Source organism: Candidatus Pantoea deserta (genome assembly GCF_003813865.1).
GTDB classification, from domain to species: Bacteria; Pseudomonadota; Gammaproteobacteria; order Enterobacterales; family Enterobacteriaceae; genus Pantoea; species Pantoea deserta.
On the sequence record NZ_RMVG01000001.1, the window covers coordinates 215,400 to 237,821 of the forward strand.

22 protein-coding genes and 3 tRNA genes are annotated in these 22,422 nt (G+C 59.2%); 15 read left to right on the forward strand and 10 right to left on the reverse strand.

Annotated elements, in window-relative coordinates:
- Window positions 1–41 precede the first annotated feature (41 nt).
- Entirely contained in the window at window positions 42–701 is a 660-nt protein-coding gene (locus BBB56_RS00925; protein WP_123798071.1) for a YtjB family periplasmic protein, read from the forward strand.
- A gap of 206 nt (window positions 702–907) precedes the next feature.
- Here BBB56_RS00925 and yjjG read toward each other — a convergent pair whose 3' ends face one another.
- The 3 genes from yjjG to BBB56_RS00940 are packed head-to-tail and all read right to left on the reverse strand — an operon-like array spanning window position 908 to window position 2,428.
- A complete protein-coding gene (gene yjjG, locus BBB56_RS00930) occupies window positions 908–1,588 on the reverse strand; it encodes a pyrimidine 5'-nucleotidase (RefSeq protein ID WP_123798072.1) in 681 nt (226 codons plus the stop codon).
- Between the two features lie 17 nt (window positions 1,589–1,605).
- Window positions 1,606–2,046 carry a ribosomal protein S18-alanine N-acetyltransferase gene (gene rimI, locus BBB56_RS00935; protein ID WP_120455588.1) on the reverse strand — a complete coding sequence of 147 codons (441 nt, stop codon included), beginning with the start codon at window positions 2,044–2,046 and terminating at the stop codon, window positions 1,606–1,608.
- Window positions 2,018–2,428 carry a DNA polymerase III subunit psi gene (locus tag BBB56_RS00940; RefSeq protein WP_123798073.1) on the reverse strand — a complete coding sequence of 137 codons (411 nt, stop codon included), beginning with the start codon at window positions 2,426–2,428 and terminating at the stop codon, window positions 2,018–2,020. Before BBB56_RS00940 ends, rimI begins: the two co-directional genes overlap by 29 nt.
- 107 nt (window positions 2,429–2,535) lie before the next feature.
- Between BBB56_RS00940 and rsmC the strand changes: the two genes are divergently transcribed.
- The 4 genes from rsmC to BBB56_RS00960 all read left to right on the forward strand — a co-directional run bounded on the left by rsmC (window position 2,536) and on the right by BBB56_RS00960 (window position 4,023).
- Window positions 2,536–3,567 carry a 16S rRNA (guanine(1207)-N(2))-methyltransferase RsmC gene (rsmC, locus tag BBB56_RS00945; RefSeq protein WP_123798074.1) on the forward strand — a complete coding sequence of 344 codons (1,032 nt, stop codon included), beginning with the start codon at window positions 2,536–2,538 and terminating at the stop codon, window positions 3,565–3,567.
- Window positions 3,568–3,697: 130 nt separating this feature from the next.
- A tRNA-Leu gene (locus tag BBB56_RS00950) sits at window positions 3,698–3,784 on the forward strand.
- 32 nt (window positions 3,785–3,816) lie between these two features.
- Window positions 3,817–3,903 (forward strand) — tRNA-Leu (locus tag BBB56_RS00955).
- A 33-nt stretch (window positions 3,904–3,936) separates the two neighbouring features.
- Window positions 3,937–4,023: transfer RNA gene (locus BBB56_RS00960), tRNA-Leu, on the forward strand.
- 44 nt (window positions 4,024–4,067) lie between these two features.
- On the opposite strand, the gene BBB56_RS00965 is transcribed toward BBB56_RS00960, so the two are convergent.
- Window positions 4,068–4,352, reverse strand: a complete 285-nt coding sequence (locus tag BBB56_RS00965; RefSeq protein WP_123798075.1) for a DUF1435 domain-containing protein — start codon at window positions 4,350–4,352, stop codon at window positions 4,068–4,070.
- Between the two features lie 227 nt (window positions 4,353–4,579).
- On the opposite strand from BBB56_RS00965, the gene BBB56_RS00970 reads away from it, so the two are divergent.
- The 3 genes from BBB56_RS00970 to BBB56_RS00980 all read left to right on the forward strand — a co-directional run bounded on the left by BBB56_RS00970 (window position 4,580) and on the right by BBB56_RS00980 (window position 7,227).
- Window positions 4,580–5,674, forward strand: coding sequence for a GGDEF domain-containing protein (locus BBB56_RS00970; RefSeq protein ID WP_123798076.1), 1,095 nt, complete (start codon window positions 4,580–4,582; stop codon window positions 5,672–5,674).
- 203 nt (window positions 5,675–5,877) lie between these two features.
- A complete protein-coding gene (fhuF, locus tag BBB56_RS00975; protein ID WP_123798077.1) occupies window positions 5,878–6,669 on the forward strand; it encodes a siderophore-iron reductase FhuF in 792 nt (263 codons plus the stop codon).
- A gap of 93 nt (window positions 6,670–6,762) precedes the next feature.
- Window positions 6,763–7,227 (forward strand): YbaK/EbsC family protein, encoded by a 465-nt coding sequence (locus BBB56_RS00980; protein WP_123798078.1) that lies wholly within the window; start codon window positions 6,763–6,765, stop codon window positions 7,225–7,227.
- Window positions 7,228–7,247: 20 nt separating this feature from the next.
- Here BBB56_RS00980 and BBB56_RS00985 read toward each other — a convergent pair whose 3' ends face one another.
- The 3 genes from BBB56_RS00985 to BBB56_RS00995 form a co-directional block, all read right to left on the reverse strand.
- Window positions 7,248–8,234, reverse strand: a complete 987-nt coding sequence (locus BBB56_RS00985; RefSeq protein WP_123798079.1) for a nucleoside hydrolase — start codon at window positions 8,232–8,234, stop codon at window positions 7,248–7,250.
- A complete protein-coding gene (locus BBB56_RS00990; RefSeq protein WP_123798523.1) occupies window positions 8,231–9,220 on the reverse strand; it encodes a LacI family DNA-binding transcriptional regulator in 990 nt (329 codons plus the stop codon). The genes BBB56_RS00985 and BBB56_RS00990 overlap by 4 nt, the downstream gene beginning before the upstream one ends.
- A gap of 112 nt (window positions 9,221–9,332) precedes the next feature.
- On the reverse strand, window positions 9,333–10,721 hold the full coding sequence (locus BBB56_RS00995; RefSeq protein ID WP_123798080.1) for an MFS transporter: 1,389 nt from the start codon (window positions 10,719–10,721) through the stop codon (window positions 9,333–9,335).
- A gap of 572 nt (window positions 10,722–11,293) precedes the next feature.
- Here BBB56_RS00995 and BBB56_RS01000 point away from each other — a divergent pair.
- Complete coding sequence (locus BBB56_RS01000) at window positions 11,294–11,848, forward strand: histidine phosphatase family protein (RefSeq protein ID WP_123798081.1); 555 nt, start codon at window positions 11,294–11,296, stop codon at window positions 11,846–11,848.
- Here BBB56_RS01000 and BBB56_RS01005 read toward each other — a convergent pair.
- On the reverse strand, window positions 11,841–12,794 hold the full coding sequence (locus BBB56_RS01005; RefSeq protein ID WP_123798082.1) for a beta-propeller fold lactonase family protein: 954 nt from the start codon (window positions 12,792–12,794) through the stop codon (window positions 11,841–11,843). The two genes, BBB56_RS01000 and BBB56_RS01005, sit on opposite strands and share 8 nt — an antisense overlap.
- A 424-nt stretch (window positions 12,795–13,218) precedes the next feature.
- On the opposite strand from BBB56_RS01005, the gene BBB56_RS01010 reads away from it, so the two are divergent.
- On the forward strand, window positions 13,219–14,232 hold the full coding sequence (locus tag BBB56_RS01010; protein WP_123798083.1) for a glycosyltransferase family 32 protein: 1,014 nt from the start codon (window positions 13,219–13,221) through the stop codon (window positions 14,230–14,232).
- Here BBB56_RS01010 and BBB56_RS01015 read toward each other — a convergent pair.
- On the reverse strand, window positions 14,206–15,126 hold the full coding sequence (locus BBB56_RS01015) for a LysR family transcriptional regulator (RefSeq protein WP_123798084.1): 921 nt from the start codon (window positions 15,124–15,126) through the stop codon (window positions 14,206–14,208). The two genes, BBB56_RS01010 and BBB56_RS01015, sit on opposite strands and share 27 nt — an antisense overlap.
- Before the next feature lie 120 nt (window positions 15,127–15,246).
- On the opposite strand from BBB56_RS01015, the gene BBB56_RS01020 reads away from it, so the two are divergent.
- Together BBB56_RS01020 and opgB are read left to right on the forward strand one after the other, a co-directional pair.
- The gene (locus BBB56_RS01020) at window positions 15,247–15,636 is read left to right on the forward strand and encodes a tautomerase family protein (protein WP_123798085.1); all 390 of its coding nucleotides are present in this window, start codon (window positions 15,247–15,249) and stop codon (window positions 15,634–15,636) included.
- Window positions 15,637–15,835: 199 nt separating this feature from the next.
- Window positions 15,836–18,127 carry a phosphatidylglycerol--membrane-oligosaccharide glycerophosphotransferase gene (opgB, locus tag BBB56_RS01025; RefSeq protein WP_123798086.1) on the forward strand — a complete coding sequence of 764 codons (2,292 nt, stop codon included), beginning with the start codon at window positions 15,836–15,838 and terminating at the stop codon, window positions 18,125–18,127.
- Between the two features lies 1 nt (window position 18,128).
- On the opposite strand, the gene BBB56_RS01030 is transcribed toward opgB, so the two are convergent.
- On the reverse strand, window positions 18,129–18,842 hold the full coding sequence (locus BBB56_RS01030; RefSeq protein WP_123798087.1) for a GNAT family N-acetyltransferase: 714 nt from the start codon (window positions 18,840–18,842) through the stop codon (window positions 18,129–18,131).
- Between the two features lie 235 nt (window positions 18,843–19,077).
- On the opposite strand from BBB56_RS01030, the gene BBB56_RS01035 reads away from it, so the two are divergent.
- From BBB56_RS01035 to BBB56_RS01045, 3 genes are read left to right on the forward strand one after another with little or no spacing between them, the layout of a single operon-like run.
- Window positions 19,078–19,860: an IclR family transcriptional regulator gene (locus tag BBB56_RS01035; RefSeq protein WP_123798088.1), complete on the forward strand. Its 783-nt coding sequence runs from the start codon at window positions 19,078–19,080 to the stop codon at window positions 19,858–19,860.
- A gap of 13 nt (window positions 19,861–19,873) precedes the next feature.
- Window positions 19,874–21,076: an L-rhamnonate dehydratase gene (gene rhmD, locus BBB56_RS01040; RefSeq protein WP_123798089.1), complete on the forward strand. Its 1,203-nt coding sequence runs from the start codon at window positions 19,874–19,876 to the stop codon at window positions 21,074–21,076.
- 54 nt (window positions 21,077–21,130) lie between these two features.
- Window positions 21,131–22,417, forward strand: a complete 1,287-nt coding sequence (locus BBB56_RS01045; RefSeq protein WP_370661844.1) for an MFS transporter — start codon at window positions 21,131–21,133, stop codon at window positions 22,415–22,417.
- Window positions 22,418–22,422 lie beyond the last annotated feature (5 nt).

The following is a 22,422-nucleotide window of genomic DNA, read 5'->3' on the forward strand; positions in this document are numbered from 1 at the left end:
ATAATCTCCTGGTTTCTGTTGTTACGTGACACGGGTTATTGATGGCTAAAAGCGCACTAAAATTTCGCTTACATCGCACGGTTATTGTGCTGATCTCGCTGGCGCTGCTGGTGGTGCTAATGCAGGGCGCCTCCTGGTTCAGCCTCGGCCATCAGATGGCGCGCTCCGAGCAGGTCGAAGAGCTGGCGCAGACGCTGACAAAGCAGGTCGCCTTTAGCCTGTCGCCGCTGATGGACAATAGCGAAGACAACCGCAGCCAGATTGAAGCCATCCTTAATCAGATGACCACCAACAGCCGCATTCTTGACGCCTCGGTCTACGCCGACGACGGCAGCCTGGTGGCGCACAGCGGTGAAAACATCAACGTGCGCGATCGGCTGGCGCTGGACGGCAAGCGCGCCGGCAGCTACTTCAACCATCAGCTGGTGGAGCCGCTCGGCAACAGCGACGGCCCGCTCGGCTTTCTGCGCGTCACGCTGGATACCCATGTGCTGGTCACCGAATCGCGTCAGGTCGATAACACCACCAATATTTTACGCCTGATGATGCTGCTGGCGCTGGCCATCGGCATTATCCTGTCACGCACCCTGCTGCGCGATCGCCGCACCCGCTGGCAGCAGTCGCCGTTTCTGCTGACCGCCAGCACGCCGGTAAAAGAGGATCGTGAGGATGAGGGCGAGAAAAGAGACGCCGCCCCCTGACGCGCCGACGCGCTGACGCGCTGACGCTGACCGTTATCGTCACGCGCGCCACAGGCTAAATGCGGTCATTTTTCAGTGTTTCAAGCCGCAGGCGCGCACTCGCGATCGGAGCGCCAGGGCGACGCTGCCGGCGAACGGCCCGTTACGCAAAACCGCAGCCCGCTAACCGGGCTTTTCAGCATGAAGCAAAACAGCCGACGCGAGACTCAGGCGAGTAACAGCGCCTTCAGCTCAGACAGGGTTTTCACCGTCCAGGTGGGCTGAATGGTATCGGGCAGCGGACGCGTGCCGTGATCGATCCAGCAGGTTTTCAGGCCCGCATTGATGCCGCCGAGAATATCCGACTCTGGCGTATCCCCGACCATCAGCACGCGGCTGCGATCCGGATTGCCCATCTTTTCCAGCGCATAGTCGAAAATGGCCGCGTCCGGTTTCGGCACCCCTACCTGCTCAGAGATAACCAGCGCAGAAAAGTAGTCGCGAAAGCCGGTGCGCTCAAGACGCGCCTGCTGCAACGCGGTAAAGCCGTTGGTGATAATCCCCATAGGCACCTTGTTATGCAGAGCATGCATCAGGCTGACCGCGCCTTCCAGCGGCATACAGATCTCGGACATAGCGGTAAGGAACCCGCTGTTCAGCACCTCTGGCGGCACGCTCAGCTTTTCCGACCAGCCGGTAAAGCGGCGTGTCTGAAGCTGCAACGCAGAGATGGCGCCGTTCTGGTAATCCACCCACAGCGGTTTGTTGATCGCCTGATAGTCGGCGTAGTCCTGATCGGTGAAATGCACGTCATAGCCGGCGAACAGACGTTGCAGCCCGGCAAAAGCATCAAAATGGAAAAGGGTGTCATCTGCATCGAACAGGATGCAATCCCAGTCTGTTAACATTACAACTCCTGAAAGGCCTAGAGCGTCAGCGCCATGATAATGGCATCTTCACGTCCGCTGGCGGTGGGATAGTAGTTGGGGCGACGGCTAACCTGATGAAAGTCGAGCTGCTCGTACAGCGCGATGGCAGGATGATTCGAGGCGCGCACCTCCAGCCACAGCGTCATCACCTCGCGCTTCTCCAGCTCGGCAATCAGGTGCTGCAACAGCTGACGACCGTAGCCGCGCCGCTGAAAAGCGGGATCGACGGCGATATTAAACAGCGATGCCTCATCCAGCACCACCTGGGTAATAGCGAAGGCCGCCATCACGCCGTCGACGTCGAGTCGATAGTTAAGAAAACGCTCGCCCTGATTGCTGGCAAAGGTCTGTTCCCGCCACGGAAAAGCATGGCTGCGGCACTCGATGGCAAACGCCTGAGCATTGTCCTCAGGGGTGAGGAAAGAGATCGCTGTCATAGTTACACATCTGTTGCCAGAGCGCGCGTTTCGCCTCGCCGCTGCTGGAAAGTTCACTTAAAGAGGATGAGTGGAGCGCGACGCCGCTGAAGGGATGCGCAACGTCGATACCGAGCAGCCAGCCCACACAGTCAAGCGACTCAGGCAGCATTTGCAGCTGATCGGGCGTCAGCGTCATCACCTGCTCCGGTTGCAGGCCGAGCGCGCGGAGAATGTCGCGCACCAGCGGCTCATGCAGGCCAGGCGCCACATCCGCCACGATAATTAACTTCGTGCCCGGCGTCAGCCTGACGGCAATTTCGCCCTGAAGCACGCGCGGGCGACGCAGTTGATACTGCGTTATTCCCATTTGCTGTAACAGCCAGTCGCGCCTGGACGTCATGTTCTACCCCTGGAGTGCTGCCGGAATGCGACGCTATGCTAGCAAACCCATCGAACATGCGCCAACAAACCACTATAATCCCCGCTCTGATCTAACAGGAGCCTTTCATGTCTGCTTTTACCCCGGCCAGCGAAGTTATACTGCGCCACAGTGATGAATTTACCGCCCGCCACGTGTTGTTCGCTGGCGATATGCAGGATGACCTGCCCGCTCAGCTGGAAACCGCCTCGTCGCGCGTGCATACCCAGCAGTATCATCACTGGCAAAACCTGAGCCGCCGCCTGGGCGAGCGGGCGCGCTATGGTCTGGTGGCAACGCAGGAAGACGCTGAAGGCTGCGACACCCTGGTTTACTACTGGCCGAAGAACAAGCCAGAAGCGCTGTTCCAGCTGACCAACCTGCTGTCGCTGCTGCCGCTGGGCTGCGATGTCTTCATTGTGGGTGAAAACCGCAGCGGCGTTCGCAGCGCCGAAGGGATGGTGGAAGCCTGGGCAACGCTGGACAAAATCGACAGCGCGCGCCGCTGCGGTCTCTATCATGGTCGCCTGGAAAGCCAGCCGACCTTCGACGCCGATAGCTTCCGCGATAGCTACGATCTCGATCCGCTGACCATTTGCACGCTGCCTGGCGTCTTCAGCCGTGACGATCTCGACATTGGCAGCGCGCTGCTGCTCACCACTCTGACGCCGCACACCAAAGGCAAAGTGCTGGACATCGGCTGCGGCGCAGGCGTGCTCTCTGCGGTGCTGGCGAACCATTCGCCGAAGGTGCGCTTAACGCTGTGTGACGTCAGCGCCGCGGCGATCGAGGCGAGCAAGGCGACGCTGGCCGTCAACGGCTTTGAAGGCGACGTTTTTCCCAGCAACGTCTTCTCAGACGTTACCGGCCGCTTCGATCTGATCCTCTCCAATCCCCCCTTCCACGAAGGGCGCGAAACCAGCCTTGACGCGGCGCAGACGCTGATCCGCGGCGCGGTGAAACACCTTAACACCGGCGGCGAACTGCGCATTGTCGCCAACGCCTTCCTGCCCTATCCGCAGGTGCTGGATGAAACCTTCGGCAGCCATGAAGTGCTGGCGCAAAACGGACGCTTTAAGGTTTATCGCGCCGTTTACGGCCGCGGCGCCAGGGCGCGCTAAGCGCATGCGACGGTGAGAGCGTTGCTTTTTGCAGCAGTCGCATCACCGTCGCGAAATATCTGTTGACGTCAGGTGTAAAATCTCTAGAATGCGCCTCCGTGGTTGCAATACTGTCATGTATTGCTGGTACGCGAAGGTGGCGGAATTGGTAGACGCGCTAGCTTCAGGTGTTAGTGTTCTTACGGACGTGAGGGTTCAAGTCCCTCTCTTCGCACCAACAACCACGATTTTCATCTCGCATCGCACTGCGCGAAGGTGGCGGAATTGGTAGACGCGCTAGCTTCAGGTGTTAGTGTCCTTACGGACGTGAGGGTTCAAGTCCCTCTCTTCGCACCAATGCGGCGATATGAAAAATAAGATGACTCCAATGCGAAGGTGGCGGAATTGGTAGACGCGCTAGCTTCAGGTGTTAGTGTCCTTACGGACGTGAGGGTTCAAGTCCCTCTCTTCGCACCAGAGTTGTCCTTCTCTGCTTCTCCCCTCTGAATGACCTCCCTGCTTTACGACCCGTTAAAATTTATCGCAACGGCCGCTAATCCGCCCGCTAACGCCAGACATGAAGGCAGCAGCAGATAGTGACGCAGTCGGCGATGAAACAGCATCACCACCGTCAGCAGCAGCGCCGCCATCATCAAAAGCCGCCACTGGCTAAAGCTCGGTTCCCATAAGGCGAAGCACGGCATTGCCGCGCAGGGCAAGAGTACGCCCCAGGCGCTGTCCAGTTTCTTTCCCATCATCCAGCTGAATCCCCACATGCCGCAGGCGGCGAGCATAGCCATTATCATGGCGCAGACCTCAAATGATAAGTATTACCATTAGCATATGATAATTAATCTCATCTTGCAGTGCTTTTTTGTGTTCGCTGACCAGAAGATGACAGACCAGTTGGAAAATGCTAGATTGCGGCCGATAACACCTTTCATAACACAGCAAATTTGCTCATTGTCCGGCTAAATTTCCTTTTTTCGCCGGAATGCGCTTTGATATTTCAGGGCCGTTTCGAGTATCAATAATGAAATTACAATCTTACGATGAACTGAAACACAGCAAATATCGGCTCTCGCTGATGCTTTTCCTGTTTTTAAATGTCGCCGTATCGCTTTTTTGCCTGATTCCTTTTAGCCATTGCCCGCACGCAGAATTATCAGCGCCCGTTATTTCTATTGCCTCGTTTAGCGTTTTAACGCTAATTACGTGTTTCATCAGGCCGAAACTAAAATTTCCGTTATTAAATCCTGTCGCGCTGCTGCTTGGCGCGCTCTGGGCCTGGCATATTTACCACAGGTATCATCAGGTTTTCCTTATAGACGGTAATTTTTTATTAATCAGTTTGCTGAGCGTCTTTTTCATCAGCGCGATTGCCCTCAGCGATTATCTGCTGGCCTTTTGTCTGCATATCACCCCGCCAGTGGTAACGGTGCTGCTGCTGGATAACGGCGAACATCTGACGATGCTGCTGCTGACCCTTTCGCTGCCGCTGATTGGCTTTTCTCTGCAACATCTGATGCGCCGACGCGTTGATCGCTTTACCCGCCAGCTGATGCGTCAGCTTTATGAAGAAAAGGAAACCTTCAGCGATCTCAGCATGCTGGATCCGCTGACCGGCCTGTATAACCGGCGCGGACTGAAAAACCGGCTGGATAATATTCTGGAAAACCACGCCGGCAGCCACTACGTCCTGCTGCTGGATATTGACCACTTCAAGGCTTATAACGACAACTACGGTCACGCAATGGGCGACCAGGCGCTGGCTCGCGTGTCGGTGGCGATTCGCGACGCGGTACGCTCGCGCGACGTCGTGGTGCGCTATGGCGGCGAGGAGTTTCTGGTGCTGATGACCAACGTCAATGCGTCTATTGCCATGAAGCTGGCTGAGCGCATTCGTCAGTACGTGGTCGATCTGGAAATTCCCCACCGTTTCAATGAAAAGGTCTCTACCCACGTCACCGTGAGCGCCGGTATCGCGCCCATCTTTGATAATGAATTTGATCAGGCCGTGGCGAATGCCGATCGCGCGCTCTATGTGGCCAAAAATCAGGGACGCAATACCATTCTCGCCTGGGAGGATTTACCTCAAACCGCGCCAGCCGCCGGCGAAGCGCTCTGATAGTTTGCTCAGCAAAAGGCGCGATAACGCCTTTTGCTGAGCCGGACCGCGCGTTGACGCCCCTTCCGCCCCGATTTCCGCCCTGCCGATTCCGCTCATTCCTTGCCCGCTTCCCTGACGCCGCAACGAAACGGTTAACTTGTGAATAGGACTAAGAACGATTATCATTCTTTCTTCTCTGCTTTCCGGGCGCGTGATCCAGCATGTCAATTATCAGGCAGCAACCTCAACGCTATCAGCACAGTCAGCCGATCTTTATGCAGCGCGACCGCTCGCTGGCCTGCGCCCTGCGCGACCTGATGCGCGAACAGCGCAGCTATATGCTGGAGACGATTCACCTCGATGAAGCCGCCCCCGCGGACGCCCTTACGCTGGCGGACTGGTCGCAAGCAGAACACTTTCCCGTGCTGGCGCAGCGCTACAGCGACTATCTCTATCGCCAGCATCCCGATGTCGTTCAGGAAGCGAAGCCGGTGCAGTCGCTCTGGGCGCAGTGGTACTTTGGCCTGCTGTTGCCGCCGCTGATGCTGGCGCTGCTGGCCGAATCGCGCGCGCTGGACTGCTCGCCGCAGCAAATTCACGTCCAGTTTCACGAGCATGGCTATCCCTGCGCCTTCTGGATTAGCGCGCGCGAGGATGAAGAGGCGCGCTATCTCAACGCTCCCCAGCGCCTTGACCGCCTGATCCAGCAGCACCTGATCCCCGTCGTAAACGCCATCGCCCGGCATGGCGGTATTAACGCCAGACTGATCTGGAATAATATGGGCTTCTCCTTCCACTGGTTCCTTGGCGAACTGAAAACCCTGCTGGATGAGTCCACCCTTCTGCAACTGGAGCAGGCGCTGTTTTTCACCAGCCGTCTGCTGGACGGCAGCGATAATCCTCTTTACCGCACCATGCTGCCGCGCGACGGCGAGATGGTCAGGCGCAGCTGCTGCCAGCGCTACCGTATTCCCGATGTGGAACGCTGCGGCAACTGCACTCTCAACGTTTAAAAGCGCGCCGCGGCGCAATTTCTCCTTTTCTCTCGTTTACACTTTTTCCGCCTTGTGGCAGTTTTTACGCCTTCGATCTGCATGGAGAAAGAGATGAGCCTGGAGTCGGTACGGCAGTTTTTCGCCGAGCATGCGCCTGACATCGACATTATTGAGATGTCGCAAAGCACCGCTACCGTTGAGATGGCGGCGCGCGTTCACGGCGTTGCGCCTGGACAAATTGCCAAAACCCTGTCGCTGAAAGTCAGAGATGAAGTGGTCCTGATCGTCACGCGCGGCGATGCGCGGCTGGATAATCGCAAACTCAAAGCGGCGCTGGGCGCGAAAGCGCGTATGCTCAGCGTGGATGAAGTGGTGAACTGGACCGGCCATCCGGTCGGCGGCGTCTGCCCGTTCGGGCTGGAGAATCCTCTGAAGGTGTACTGCGATCGATCGCTGCACGATTTCGATGAGGTGCTGCCCGCAGCAGGCGCTACCCATAGCGCCGTGCGTATTACGCCACAGCGCATGGCCGAACTGACGCAGGCGCAGTGGGTTGACGTGTGCGAGGCGATCTAATGCTCGCCTTCGCCGTCTGCTCAGCGCTTAAGCTGCGACAGCGCCTCTTCAATCATGGTTAACAGCAACGCATTATCGACGTGGTGCAGCACATGCACCAGCGCGCCCGCCTCGGCAGGAATTCCGACGTCGACGCGCAGCGGAGTGCGGTAGCGCCAGCTCTTGCCGCGCGTTGCGCCAGGACGGAGTTCGATGTCCACGCGATAGTCAGTGCCGCTCGCGACGCGCTGGTTAAGCAGCCAGGCGACCACCAGCACGTCATGGATCCAGCTGCCCGGTATATTACGGGTTCGCATAGAGTAGTCGATCCACGGACGCAGCGTCTCGCGAACAAAGTGCGACAGGGGATGATCGCTGGCGGTAATGCGCAGCAGATCCTGATGCGTCAGCATCGTTTGCGTCGTTACGTCCATTGGCACCAGCGTAATCGCCGCGCCGCTGTGCAGCACCTGATGAGCCGCTTCGGGATCGAGGCCGAAATTGGTGTCCTTGATATAATCATCCAGCCCGAACACGCCGCCCATAATGACAATTTCGGCTACCGCTTCGGCCATCGCCGGATAGCGCTGCATCGCCGTCGCCACATTTGTCAGCGGACCGATAGCCACCAGGGTAATTTCACCTGGGTTATTACAGATTAATTCGCCGATGGCGCTGGCCGCGTCATCGCCATCCGGCGCGACCGCCGCAGGCTCCCGCACGCCGCGCCACAGCCTCTGCATATCTGGCTGGCAAACCCGGTTGTCCAGCGCCGCGCGCCACGGCGTCGGATCCTCCTTCAGCGCCTGCGTTGCCCCCTGCACCACCGGAACAAAGGAGCCGAGACGCAGCAGCAGATCTTTTGCGACCCGCGCCCCTGTCTCGCTGGGGGTATTGCCCGCCACCGTGGTGATTAATTCTACCGACAGCGCAGGCGAAGCCAGCGCCAGCGCGATTGCCAGCCCATCATCCGTGTTGGCCCCCGCGATGCCGTTGCCCGGATCGCAGTCAATAATCACTCTTTTCATGTTGTTGTCGCGTTGTCTTCTGTATGCGGCGTACAGCCGCAGGATTCGCCGATTTCAAGGTAGTGGGGAAACTCCCGCAGCGTCGCCTCCCCGTCCCAGTTTTGCAGCATGGCGATAGCGCAGCGCGCCATATCCCGCAGCGGCTGGCGAACGGTGGTTAAGGTGGGAATATGGAAGGCTGACTGGTCGGTGCCGTTAAAGCACACCAGCGCCACATCCTGCGGCACGCGAATCCCCCGTTCGGAGAAGGCGCGCAGACAGCCGATCGCCTGCCCTTCATTGCTGGCAAACAGCGCACGCAGCGCGCCAGGCCCCGCCAGCATCCGCTGCGCCGCGTCATAGCCGCCCTGCCGTGAATAGCTGGCCGGAAAAATCAACGCCTCATCTACTGGCAGCCTGTATGCCGTCATCGCGTCGCGCCAGCCCTGAATACGATCCTGCGCGTTCAGCATCTCCAGCGGCCCGCTAATCATGCCGACCCGCTGATAACCGTGGCTGAGCAGATGCGACGTCACCTGAAACGCCGCCTGACGCTCGTCGACGCGCAGCATGCTGACGCCCGGCTGCGGCTCTACGCGATCCAGCATGATAAAGGGCGTGCCGCTGGCCTGAATAACATCGATATAGGGATGGCGATCGACGCTGTTGTAAAACAGGCCGTCAACCTGCCGGTTTAATAAGCTCTGGATTAGCTCCAGCTCGCGCTGTCGATCGTCGCCGGCATCGCCGAGCAGCATAACGTGACCGTGGTCCAGCGACTCCTGTAGCAGCACATGTGCCATGGACGCGACAAAAGGATTGCCGATATTGGGCACGATCAGGCCATAGGTTTTCGTGCTGCCTGACGCCAGCGCGCGCGCCACGCCGTTAGGGCGGTAGCCGGTGACGCGAATGGCGTCCAGCACGCGCTGACGGGTGCTTTCCGCCACCGGGCGCGGGCCGTTATTCATGACGTAACTGACCACCGCAACCGATGTGCCCGCCATTTTCGCCACGTCGCTGCGTGTCACTTTGCCTGACGGCTGTTTCAACCCGTTAACTCCTGTTGTAAACGCAACAGGCCGTGAGCGATCACGGCCTGTTCGGCTGCCACGACAACTAAATGGCGTCTTCCGGTAAATTGAGATCCCGTCCGCGCGTTTCCGGCGCGACGAAGGTGGTAAAGAAACCTATGGCGGCCATGACGGTGAAATAGACCGCTACCGGCCACCAGTGACCGCTCCATGAGAGCATGGCCGCCGCCAGCAGCGGCGCGGTGCCGCCCGACAAAATCGAGCCAAACTCTTTCGCCACCGCCATTTTGGTGTAACGGTGGCGGACGCCGAACATCTCCACGCCCCAGGCGGCCTGTACGCCGTAGATGCCGAGCGACGCCAGCGCCATACCGACAATAATCACCGGAATCACAATCATCGGTTCGCGGCTGTCGAGCAAAGAGAAAGCGGGCCAGGCATAGAACATCAGCAGCAGGCAAAATCCGCGATAAGTTATGCGGCGTCCAAACCGATCCGACAGCCAGCCCGCCAGCGGAATCACCGCAAAGCCCAGCACCGACGCGATAAACACCGCGGTGGTCGGCACCGATTTATCCACCATCAATACTTTGGCGACGTAGCCGACCATAAAGCCCTGCGCCAGATAAGAAGGCCCGTTTTCTCCGATACGCAGGCCGACCATGGTCCAGAAAGCGCGCGTGCGCGACCAGAAGCCGCGATCGTCCACCACCGGCTGGCCGCCAGCGGCCAGGGCGCGCTCCGCTTCCAGCTCCTGCTTTCTACGCTCAAACACCGGCGTTTCGCGCAGATGTCGGCGGATCCACAGCGCCGCCAGCGCAATCAACACGCTGCTGAGAAAAGGAATACGCCAGCCCCACGCCAGCAGACTCTCTTGATCCATCTGCACCACCGCCAGCCACACCAGCGCGGCCAGCAGCGTACCGCTGTTCGATCCCAGCGCAATCACCGACGACACCAGCCCGCGTCGTTCGACCGGCGCATATTCGCCCAGCATCACGGTGCCGCCGGACAGCTCAGCGCCCGCACCCAGCCCCTGCGTAAAGCGCAGCAGCACCAGGCAGGCAGGCGCCCAGACGCCGATAGTGGCGTAGCTGGGGATCAGGCCGATTAACGTCGTGGAGGCGCCCATCAGAATAATGGTGATAACCATCACCACCTTGCGCCCTTTACGGTCGCCTATCCAGCCGAAGAGAACCGCGCCAATGGGGCGAGCGATAAATCCCACCGACCAGGTAGCGAAGCTGGAGAGCAGCGCCATTGCAGGCGTCGCCTGAGGAAAGAAAACATCGCCAAAGATAATGCCCGCCGCCAGACCATAAAGCGCGAAATCCGCGTACTCCATGGCCGTGCCCAGCCAGCAGGATAAGGTGGCGCGCCAGAAATCGCGGCGTCCGGAAGAGGTGGCGAACCGCTCATCTGCGGCAGAGTGTGAGAGCGATGAAGCGCGCTCCGTGGAGTGTTGAAGTGTCATACTTTTTCCCTGTTTCAGCGATCGTTAACGCCCTTCCGTGGGACGATTCCCTGATATGACTCAGGATCCCCAGGTGGCGATGTTCTGGTTGGCTAACGTTTAACAGTCAGTAAAGGTTTCCCTGGTGTCAGGATCTTTAATCTTTGCCGCTTTCTGCCGATGTTAATCATCGGTCGTGTTAAAAAGGCAAAGCACTTACCTGTCGGCCATTCTCGCATCGTCCGCCACGAGTAATCACTGACCGCCAGTCTATCTACGCGCGTAGATAAATCAAGTAAATTTAGCCTTACCGCTCAATAAATCTACCGCCACCTTTAACCTTTCAAAGATATTTTTATTTAAATTCAAGAAGATAAATAATAAATACTGTTATTGAGATTAACAGTACCATTTGATACTTAGCATTTTTACTTAACATTAGCTGTGGTAACCGGCCAGTCGGCAACAGCGCATTTTATCGCCTGAAATCATGATCATCTGATGACAGCAGGCAATTTTGTAGCTGCAAAAGGTTAGGTTTTAACATTACGCGACTTTGCATTAGGCTTTAGCAAGAGCGAAGCAGGAGGTTTATGACCATTATCTTGATGCGACATGGCAAACCGGACCACCGAGCCGGCGGCCGACTCAGCGCGCAGGCGCTGGCGGACTGGTGCGAGGCGTATGATATGGCGCAGGTATGCGATACGCCGCCCGACCGCAGCCTGACTCTCGCGCGTCAGGCTTCAGTGGTGGTATGCAGCCCGCTGCCGCGCGCCCGGTCGTCGCTGGCGAAGCTTGGCCTGCATCCGGTGGAAGTTAACGCGCTGTTCAGCGAAGTATCGGTGCCGCTTATCGCCTCGGATCGTCTCGAACTCCCGACGCATCTCTGGCTGCTGCTGCTGCGCATGCTGTGGCTGTTCGGCTATGCGGGAGAAAGCGAGTCGCTGCTTATGGCGCGTCAGCGCGCCGCGCGCGCCGCCGAGAAATTAATCGCCCTGTCAGAACAGGGCACGGTGCTGCTGCTGGGTCACGGGCTGATGAATAAAATGATCGCGCGCGAGCTGCGCAAGCGCGGCTGGCAGGCGGAAAAACATGCCAGCAGCCGCCACTGGAGTTCAGCGATCTACCATCGCCCTTTTATCTGACAGCATCGAAAAAACTCAGCACCTCGCAGCCCGTACCGACGCGAGGCGTGGCGATAACGCGACGCTGCGCCAGATCGATAACGCTCAGCGTGCCGTCGCCTTCGTTGGCGATCAGCAGTTGCTGATTGTCCGGACTAAAACAGCCGTCCATAGGTTTATTTCCCACCGGAATATCGCCGAGCGGATTCAGCAGGTCGTCAAACAGCGTGACAACCGGCTCCTCGTCGCCGATTGCCACCAGCCGCTCGCCGTCTGCGCTGAAGCGCACCACCTGACAGGGTTTATTATGGCCCGGCAGCGTCAGCCGCTGACGAACGCGGTGGCTCTGCCGATCAATAACATAGAGCTGCGGCGCATCGGCTGCGCTGGCGACCAGATAGGGATGCTTCGGCGAGGCCGCAATACCGGCAATGGGACCAGGCAGCAGAATCGTATCGATGACCCGCCCTTCCGCTTCGCACAGATCCACTACGGTAATGCTGGCGTCCTCTTCATTCTCGGTGAATAGTTTGCGGCCGCTGGGCGACAGCGTCAGGCGGTGCGCGTTATGCGAAGGCAGAGAGATGGTTTTTTCCACGCGATCGTTCACCGGATCGATAACGGCCACGGCGGCGCTGTTTTCGCAGCAGAGATAAACTTTACCATCGCGTCCCAGCTGTCCGCTGTGCGGCGCACGCAGCGGCGAGAGGTCGATAAAGCCGCTGATTTCGCGCTTTACCAGATCGACGATCGCCACTTTATGGCCAGGATGCGGGTTATCGCCGTGAATACCGTCGCCATAGATGGGAATGTAGGCCTTTTGCCAGGGCGTTAGCATCAGCAACTCATGCGGACGCGGCGGAAAGGCGTTAAGCTCGCGCTGTACGGCAAAGGTCTCTGGATCGAGAAACAGTACGCGGTTGCCCTGTTTATCGACCGCCAGCAGCCCTCGGGTTGGTTCAGACATAGCGCCTCCTTATCTCAGTAAGCCCTCCTTAAGCGTAGACAAATGCCGCTGCGCCATCACGCGCGGCGCAACACATCAGCCTTATTAATCAGCGTAATTAAATCGAATTTTTTGCAAAATAATAAAAATCATGGCTGAACAGCGAGCTGCGCAGGAGGGAAATAAGAATTTCTTTATTTAAAACCTTAAGCGACGCGCCGGATATTTTATTTAACGATAAGGCGAAGCGAAAGGCGGTAAGCGACGATCTGGTCGGCCGCTTTCCGGATTATCTGAAATTCAGCAAAAATCGTAGCGCGCATATAAATAATGCTTTATTAAATCGGTGAAGAACATTTACACAGTAGTGAGGAAACTAACGCGCACTCTGCGCTGCGCCTCACCAGGGAAAATCCGCAGCCTACATCACAATAACAGGTGCCTCATGAACCAACACCGTCAACGTCCTGCACATGCGCTCTGGCGCAACTGGAAAAGAGTCTCTTTCAGCAGTCAAATGTTGTGGCAGAAGAAAAAGCACAGCGCGCTGACTGCGCCAGAATATGATGCCAGCCAGGAGGAAAACCTGGTGATCCTGTCGGCGGAGAAAGCGCCTGTTGAGATCCCGAAAACCATCTGGATGTACTGGCATGACGATCAGCTGCCGCCCTCGCTGCGCCTCAATATCAATCAGCTGCGTCAGGATAATCCCGACCATTCGCTGCATCTGGTGACAAAAAGCACGCTGGCGCAGTGGCTGCCGGATTTAGAGTTTATCTCCGCCGATCTGACCTCAGCGCAAAAAAGCGAAATTATTCGGCTGGAGCTGCTGCACCGTTTCGGCGGTATCGGTATTGACTGCGGCACCCTGCTATTTGAAAAGCTCGACTGGGTCCATCAGGTTCAGCAGGATAAGCCAATGGACGTTATTGGCTATTATCGCGAAACCAGCACCCTTAATTTTTTGTCTCCCGTGATTGAAAGCTGGTTTATCGCCGCCGCGCCGGGCAATGCCTTTATTCGTGAATGGCTGAAGCAGCTGGCGCCAATTAAAAACCTCGGCGCGCAGAACTATATTAATGAGCTGAAAAAACGCGACGACTATCCCCTTATCGTGCAGAAAATCCATCATCCGGCGCAGGCGCTGTTATCGCTGGCGCAGCAGGTAGCGATTAAAGAGTATCGCCGCGTGAACCTCTATTTACGCAAGGCCGACGCTAACGCATGGTTTTACCAGCAGCTGCACGCCGGCAACAGCGATGCGTTCGCCTGTTCCGTGCTGTTTCATCAGCGACCGCAAACGCCGCCGCCGGTTATCAGACTGAGCGGCGACGAGCGCCTGCACCTCGACTTTAATCTGCGCATCGGACTCTACAACCGCGCCAGCCTGCTGGGCGCGATGATGCTGGCGCCGACGCGGCTGGGACTGCCGTCAGGCGTCGATAAAGCGCGCGCGTAGCCAGTGCGTAAAGGTCGTCACCGCGCGCGGCACCTGCGCGGCGTACGGCCGGACGATCCACAGCCTTGCGGCAAAGGCTTCCACCGCCCGCCAGCGCGGCAGCACCTCATGCAGCGCGCCGGACGCCAGCGCTTCGCTGGCGCTGAAGTCCGGCAGCATGGCGATGCCCAGCCCCTGAAGCGCCGCGTCGCGTATCGACTCGCTGTTATTGGTGGCGAAGCGTCCCTGAATGCGCACCTGCACCCGCTCGCCCTGCGCCGCATCGGCAAAGGTCCAGCGCGGAGATTCCACGCCGCGCGGATAATAGAGACAGTTGTGCTGCGCCAGATCGTGCGGCGTCAGCGGTGCGCCCTGCGCCGCGAGATACTCCGGCGAGGCCACCAGCAGCGTGCGCGTGTCGCACAGCGGCAGCGCGACGTGGGTTTCCGGCAGCGTATCGCTATGGCGAATCGCCAGATCGAAGCCTTCGCTGCTGAGTGACACAAGGCGATCGGTAACGTCGAGCTGCAACCGTATCTGCGGATAAGCGCGCAGAAAATCCCCGATAATCGGCACCAGCTGCTGACGCGCGAACGCCACCGGCGCGCTGACCCGCACCAGACCGCGCACCGGCCCGACGGCGTCGCGCACGCTAAAGAAGCCCTGTTCGATACGCGCAAAGGGATCGCGCAGCTCCTCAACCAGCTTCTCCCCAGCCTCGGTGAGCCTGACGCTACGCGTGGTGCGCTGCACCAGCGCCACGCCTGCCGCCTTCTCCAGCTCTTTTATTTTCTGGCTCATTGCCGCCTTGCTGACCTCAAGCCGCTCCGCCGCGCGGGTAAAACTGCCCTGCTCCGCCAGCACCAGCAGCCAGTGCAGGTGAACCCAGAGCGCATCTGTTTTTATCTCTTTCATCGTAGATTGTTCATCATATTGAATAATCAGTTCAGCCAGGGCGCTTTTTCTTTGCCCTCATAAACGCCAGGATAAGGCCATCAGCATACGCAAAGCGCGACCTCAAGAGGAGTCAGAATCATGCCGTTACTGCAATTTGATGTTATACAGGGCCGTTCCGAAGCCGAACTGCGCACCTTGCTGGACGCCGCGCACCGCGCGGTGTTGACCGCGTTTAAGGTGCCAGAGCGCGATCGCTATCAGATTGTTCACGAAAACAAAGCTTATCAGATGGTTTTTCAGGACACCGGGCTGGGCTTTACGCGCGGCGATAACCTGGTCATGGTGCGCGTCTATACCAGCCCGCGCAGCGCTGAGCAAAAGCAGCATTTTATGGCGGAGCTGGCGCGCGAGCTGCGCGAAAGCAGCGGCGTGGAAGGTCGCGATCTGATGATCAGCTTTATTACTAATGACAAAGGCGACTGGAGCTTTGCCGACGGCGAAGCGCAATATCTTACCGGTCGGCTTTGATTTAGCGTCGTTTTCTCCTGTTGTCGACGATGGCTGCCCGGCCATCGTCGCCCGTTCCTTTCGGAAAGATTATCCACCGCACAATTCCAGCTGCGCAGGTTGCAGCGCTATGACAGCCATTATAGATTGACGCCAATCACTCCACGCTTATCGCGGGCCGCGCAGGAAGCGCTGATTTATTGCAAGAGAGGATCTGACGTTGTCCGAATTTGTCTCGGTGGTGCTGTTTCTGGCCGCTATCGCTGTTTACTCCTGGAAAGCCGGGCGGAATAAGATCTGGTTTTCGCTGGTGTTAACCCTGCTGGTGCTGTTTGTCCTGCTTAATGCGACGCTCTACGCCAGCAACTACTTTACCGGCGACGGCATTAACGATGCGGTGCTCTATACGCTGACCAACAGCCTGACTGGCGCAGGCGTCAGCAAATATGTCGTGCCCGCTATCGGGCTAATTTTGCTGTTGTTTTTGCTGATCTGCCTGCTTAGCTGGCTGCTTCGACGCCACGACCGACCGCATCGGCTGGGCTGGAGCCTGCTGGCGGTCGCCTGTGCCGCCGGTTCGGTGCAGACGACGCCCGCCTTTCGTCAGGTCGCCAGCCTGGTCGCCTCGCACACTCGCCTGGCCGACTCCGACTTTGACGACTACTACAAAGTGCCGAAAAAGGTCATCAGTCACCCTCAGCTCAACCTGGTGTATATCTATGGAGAAAGCCTGGAGCGCACCTATTTCGATGAGCAGGCGTTTCCAGGGCTGACGCCGGAACTGGGACAGGAAAAAGCGCAGAGCCTGGATTTCAGCGAGACGGTGCAGCTTCCCGGCACCGACTACACTATTGCGGGCATGGTGGCGTCGCAGTGCGGCATTCCGCTGTTCGCGCCTTTTGACGGCAACGCCTCCGCCTCTCTCTCCAGCTTTTATCCGCAAAACATCTGTCTCGGCGATATTCTGAAGAATTCCGGTTATGAAAACTGGTTTATTCAGGGCGCGGATCTGCGCTTTGCCGGTAAAGATGTGTTTCTCACCTCACACGGCTTCGATCCCGCCAGAATGTACGGCTCGCAGGAGTTGAAAAGCCGGGTGGCCGATCCCGCCTACCGCAACAACTGGGGCTATTACGACGACACCGTGATGGATGAGGTGTTTGAGAAGTATGAAGAGCTGTCGCGCCAGCAAAAGCGCTTCGCCCTGTTCGCCCTTACCGTAGACACGCACCATCCTGACGGCTTTATCTCACGCAGCTGCCAGCGCAAAAGCTACAGCTATGAAGGCAAGCCCAATCAGTCTTTCAGCGCGGTAACCTGCTCGCAGCAGCATATTGCGCGGCTGATCGCGCGCATCAAAGCCTCGCCTTATTTTAAAAATACCCTGATCGTCGTGACCTCCGATCATCTGGCAATGAACAACACCGCGCATCAGTACCTGATCAAACAGCCGCGTCGCGATCTGTTTATGGTGATCCGCGGCGATCGTCCGCAGGCCGAGGTGATCGACCAGCCGCGCAGTACGCTGGATAACGGCGCGACGGTACTGGACATCCTCGGCGGCGATAGCGCGATTGGCCTGGGCCGCAGCAGCCTGGCGGGGCTGACGCTGGCAGGCCAGCTCACGGATTTTCAGAACCATATCAACCGCTGGAAGGCCGACATCATCCAGCTGTGGAACTTCCCGAAAAAGCTCGATCGCTTCGTTATCGATCAGGCAAAAAACAGCTTTAGTTTTTCCGGCGCAACCTTCCGGCTGCCGATCCTGTTTCGCGTCAGCGACAACCACGTTGAGCCGCTGCCGGAAGGGGAATACTCCGCGCCGCTGCGCTATCAGCTGGCCGATTTCACCGCTGGCGAGAAGTTTGTCTGGGTCGATCGCTGCTTCCGCATGGCGCGACTGTGGAAGCCGGAGCTGGCCATCTCGACCGACCTCTGCGTGGCGATGGGGCAGCTCGGCGGCCAGCCGAGCGTAACGCGTATTGATAAGCCGCAGTGGAAAGGTCAGGTGAATTTTCCGCAGGGCGCGCTGAGCACAGAGAATTATCAGCGTAATCAGCAGATGATTCGCGTCGAGGATAATGACATTCGCTACGACGCCGATCGCTTTTTGTTTGCCGTACCGGGCGCGCCGAGCAGCGTGAAGCGCTTCAGCGGCATCTCGCGCTGGGAGAACTGGGGGCGCTGGTCTAACGCCAACCTTGCCCCGGAGGTCAATATTGAATATGTCGATCCGCTGCCTGCGCGCTTTGATGTGGTGATCACGGCGCGCGCCTTCGGACCCAACGCGAACCGCCCGATTCCGGTTCGCGTGGGCGATCAGCAGCAGCTGCTGACGCTGGGTGAAACCCCGTCCACCACCACGCTGCACTTTACCAACCCCAGCGGCAGCCATACGCTGAACATCACGCCGCCGGAGCCGCAGCAGAGCAACCTGGGCAACATCACCGGTCAGGATCCGCGTCGGCTGGGCATCGGCATGGTCGACATTAAAATCGTGCCGCAAAGCTGAGTCAGGGGCGCTGGCGCAGCGCCTCCAGTTTGTGCTTCTGCTGGCCGTCGGCGCTAAAGTTGTCCGCCGCCAGCCAGCGCTCAAAGCCCTGTTTTACCTGCGGCCATTCGCTGTCGATAATCGAAAACCAGCTGGTATCGCGCGTGCGGCCGCGATAGACGATGGCCTGACGGAATTCGCCTTCATACTGGAAACCCAGCCGCGCGGCGGCCCGGCGTGAAGGCGCATTGAGACTGTCGCACTTCCACTCGTAGCGGCGATAGCCAAGCTGGTCGAAGGCGTAACGCATCAGCAGGAAATGCGCCTCGGTCGCCATACGCGTTTGCTTCAGCAGCGGCGAAAACGTGACGTGCCCCACCTCCATCACGCCGTGTTTCGGTTCGATGCGCATCAGCGCCAGCGTGCCCAGGGCGCGTCCGCTCTCCCGATCAATCACCGCGAAGTGCAGCGGATCGCGGCTGTTTTCCATCTGCTGCGCATAGGCCATAAACTCAGCCTTGCTGTGAAAGGGACCGGCGAACAGATAGGTCCAGTCGCGCCCGTCCTCCGCCAGCGCCCAGGCCGCAAACAGCGCCTCGCCGTGCTGCGCCACACTCAGCGGCTCCAGCCGACAGTAGCGGCCCTCCAGCACGTCAGGCTGCGGCAGCGCACGCGGCTGCCAGTCCGGTAACGGCTCACCGATCGGCTGGCCGTACTCGTTCGTGGTGTGTGACATTATGCCTCCTTGTGTTGTGAACAACAGCAGCTTGCCAGTTTGCCGCCCGGCTAAACATCCCCCCGCAGATAAAAAAGGCGAGTCCAGCCTGCTGTACCTGCAACGCGGCGCATCTCACACTCTGCGCGCCGCGCGCCAGACCAGCGCCGCCTGACCGGCCTTCTTTGACGCCGCTCACATTTACTCGCCGCGGATTTACCAACACTGCCTCCAGATCATCAGACTGGAGTCCAGCATGCTGGAAATAACACCTGTGCCCGCCCTGACGCGCGGCATCGCCATCCTCAACTTTATCGCCGAACAGGGTCCATGCAGCGCGGCCGAGATCATCGACGGCCTGAGCCTGCCGAAGAGCAGCGCCTACCTGCTGCTGGCCGAGCTAAAAAAACAGCGCCTTATCACGCTGGATCGCAACGACCGCTACTCCCTGTGGACTCGGCTGGTGGAGTTCGCCGGACACGCGCTGGAGAAAATGGACATCCGGGAAATCGCCCGTCCGCGCCTGACGCGCCTGATGCAGGAGAGCAATCTGCTCTGCCACCTCGGCATTATCGACGGCGGCCACGCCTGCTACATCCTCAAGCTGGAGTCGCCCGCCACCATCAGCGTGCGATCCCACGAAGGCAAAAGCCTGTCGCTGCATCGCTCCGGCATCGGCAAATGCCTGCTTGCCTGGCAGCCCGCCGAAGAGCAGGCGCGCATTATCAGCCAGCTGCGCTTTGTGGCGGTGACGCCGACCTCGATCCGCAGCGCCGACGAGCTGATCGCCGAACTGGCGCGTATCCGCCGTCAGGGCTGGAGCCTGGATAACGGCGAAGACTATCCCGACGTGCGCTGCGTCGCCGCGCCAGTCTTTGACGCGCGCCGCCAGCTGGTGGCCGCCATTTCGCTGGTGGGGACGCGGCTGCAAATCGACGAAGACAACCGTGACTATCTGGCGGGCCGGGCGCTGGCCTGCGCGCGCGACATCTCTTACGAACTGGGCTGGCGCAGCCCGGCGGTATCTTTTGCTTCTTAACCTGGAGAATCCTATGTCCCTGCCAAAAATCAAAACCGTCCGCGCCTGGTTTACCGGCGGCGCAACCGCAGAGAAAGCCGCTGCTGGCGCTGACTATCACGACCAGCCCGGCGGTCACTGGATCGACGATCACATCGCCACGCCGATGAGCAAATACAAGGCCTATGAGCAGTCGCGCCAGTCGTTTGGCATTAACGTGCTGGGCACGCTGGTAGTGGAAGTCGAGGCGGATAACGGCCAGATCGGCTTCGCCATTTCAACCGGCGGCGAGATGGGCTGCTTTATCGTCGAAAAGCATCTGAACCGCTTTATCGAGGGGCGCTGCGTCAGCGACATTAAGCTGATCCACGACCAGATGATGAACGCGACCCTGTTCTATTCCGGTTCCGGCGGCGTGGTCATGAACACCCTCTCCTGCGTCGACCTGGCGCTGTGGGACCTGTTCGGCAAGGTCACGCAGCTGCCGGTCTATCAGCTGCTGGGCGGGGCGGTGCGCGACGAGCTGCAATTTTACGCCACCGGCGCGCGCCCCGATCTGGCGCAGGAGATGGGCTTTATCGGCGGCAAGATGGCGGTGCAGTGGGGACCGCACGACGGCGACGAGGGCATTCGCAAAGAAGCGGCGCGCCTCGCCCACTATCGCGAAGCCTGCGGTCCCGACTTCTGGCTAATGCTCGACTGCTGGATGAGTCAGGACGTTAATTTCGCTACCCGGCTGGCGCACGCCTGCGCGCCCTACAACCTCAAATGGCTGGAAGAGTGCCTGCCGCCGCAGCAGTACGAAGGCTATGCGCAGCTGAAGCGCCAGGCGCCGCCGGGCATGATGATCTCCAGCGGCGAGCATCACGGCACCCTGAGTTCTTTCCGCACGCTGGCCGAGACCGGCATCGATATTCTGCAGCCGGATGTTGGCTGGTGCGGCGGGCTGACCACCCTGGTCGAGGTCGCGGCGCTGGCGAAATCGCGCGGGCAGCTGGTCGTGCCGCACGGCTCGTCGGTTTACTCACACCATGCGGTGATCACCTTTACCAACAGTCCGTTTAGCGAATTTCTGATGACCAGCCCGGACTGTAGCACGCTGCGCCCGCAGTTCGATCCGCTGCTGATTGACGAACCGGTACCCACGCGCGGTCGGCTGCACAAATCGGCGCTCGACAAGCCCGGTTTCGGCGTCGAGCTGAACCGCGACGGCCTGAAACGTCCTTATACCCACTAATGATGCAGGCTGCGCGGCAGCCTGATGCGTGACTCTGCGGAGAGGAGCGATGTGATGAACAGCCTTGTACAACAAGCGGCGCGCAAAAACCGCGCCCGCCTGATCCCTTTTATGCTGATGCTTTACGTGCTGGCGTTTCTCGATCGCGCCAATATCGGCTTTGCGAAAGAGTCCTATCAGCTCGATACCGGCCTGAGCAACGAGGCCTACGCGCTGGGCGCGGGTATCTTCTTTGTGGTCTACGCGCTGTTCGGCGTGCCCGCTAACCTGATGATGCGCCGTTTCGGGGCGCGCAGCTGGATCGGCGGCACCACCCTGCTGTGGGGATTTCTCTCCGCCGCGATGGCCTTTGCCGATACCGAGGCCAAATTTTTGCTGGTGCGCACCCTGCTCGGCGCAGCGGAAGCGGGCTTTTTCCCCGGCATGATCTATCTCACCTCCCAGTGGTTTCCCCAGCAGCAGCGCGCCAGTGTGATGGGTCTGTTCTATATGGGCGCGCCGCTGGCGCTTACCTTTGGTTCGCCGCTTTCCGGCGCGCTGCTGGAGATGCACGGCTTCCTCGGCCACCCCGGCTGGTTCTGGATGTTTATGATTGAGGGACTGATGGCAGTGGCCGCCGGCGTGTTTACCTTTGCCTGGCTCGATAACAGCCCGGCAGAGGCGCGCTTTCTCAGCCGCGAGGAAAAAGCGGCGCTTCAGCAGCAGCTGGAGAGCGAGGAGCAGCAAAAAACCACTGCGCGGCTGCGTGACGCTCTGCGCCACGGACGCGTCTGGCATCTGGCGCTGATCTATATGACGATCCAGATTGCGGTCTATGGCCTGATCTTCTTCTTACCGTCGCAGGTCGCCGCGCTGCTGGGCACCAGAGTGGGGTTTGTCGCCTCGGTGGTGGCGGCGATTCCGTGGATCGCCGCGCTGTTCGGCACCTGGCTGATTCCGCGCTATGCCGATCGCAGCGGCGAGCGCCGCCTTATCGCGGCGGCGACGCTACTGGCCGCCGCCGCAGGCATCGGCGTCTCCGGGCTGGTGACGCCGGTGCTGGCGATCGTGGCGCTGAGCGTCGCGGCCATTGGCTTTATCGCCGTCCAGCCGGTGTTCTGGACCATGCCCACGCAGCTGCTCTCCGGCAGCGCGCTGGCGGCGGGCATCGGCTTCGTCAACCTGTTTGGCGCGGCAGGCGGCTTTCTCGCTCCGCTGATCCGCGTGAAGGCCGAATCGCTGTTTAACAGCGGCAGCGCTGGTCTGCTGGTACTTGCCGCCATCGCCGCCCTGGGCGCGCTGATGATTTTCGGCCTGAATTCCGACTCTCGCGTCGCGCTGGCGTCGCAGACAAAGCATTAACACTG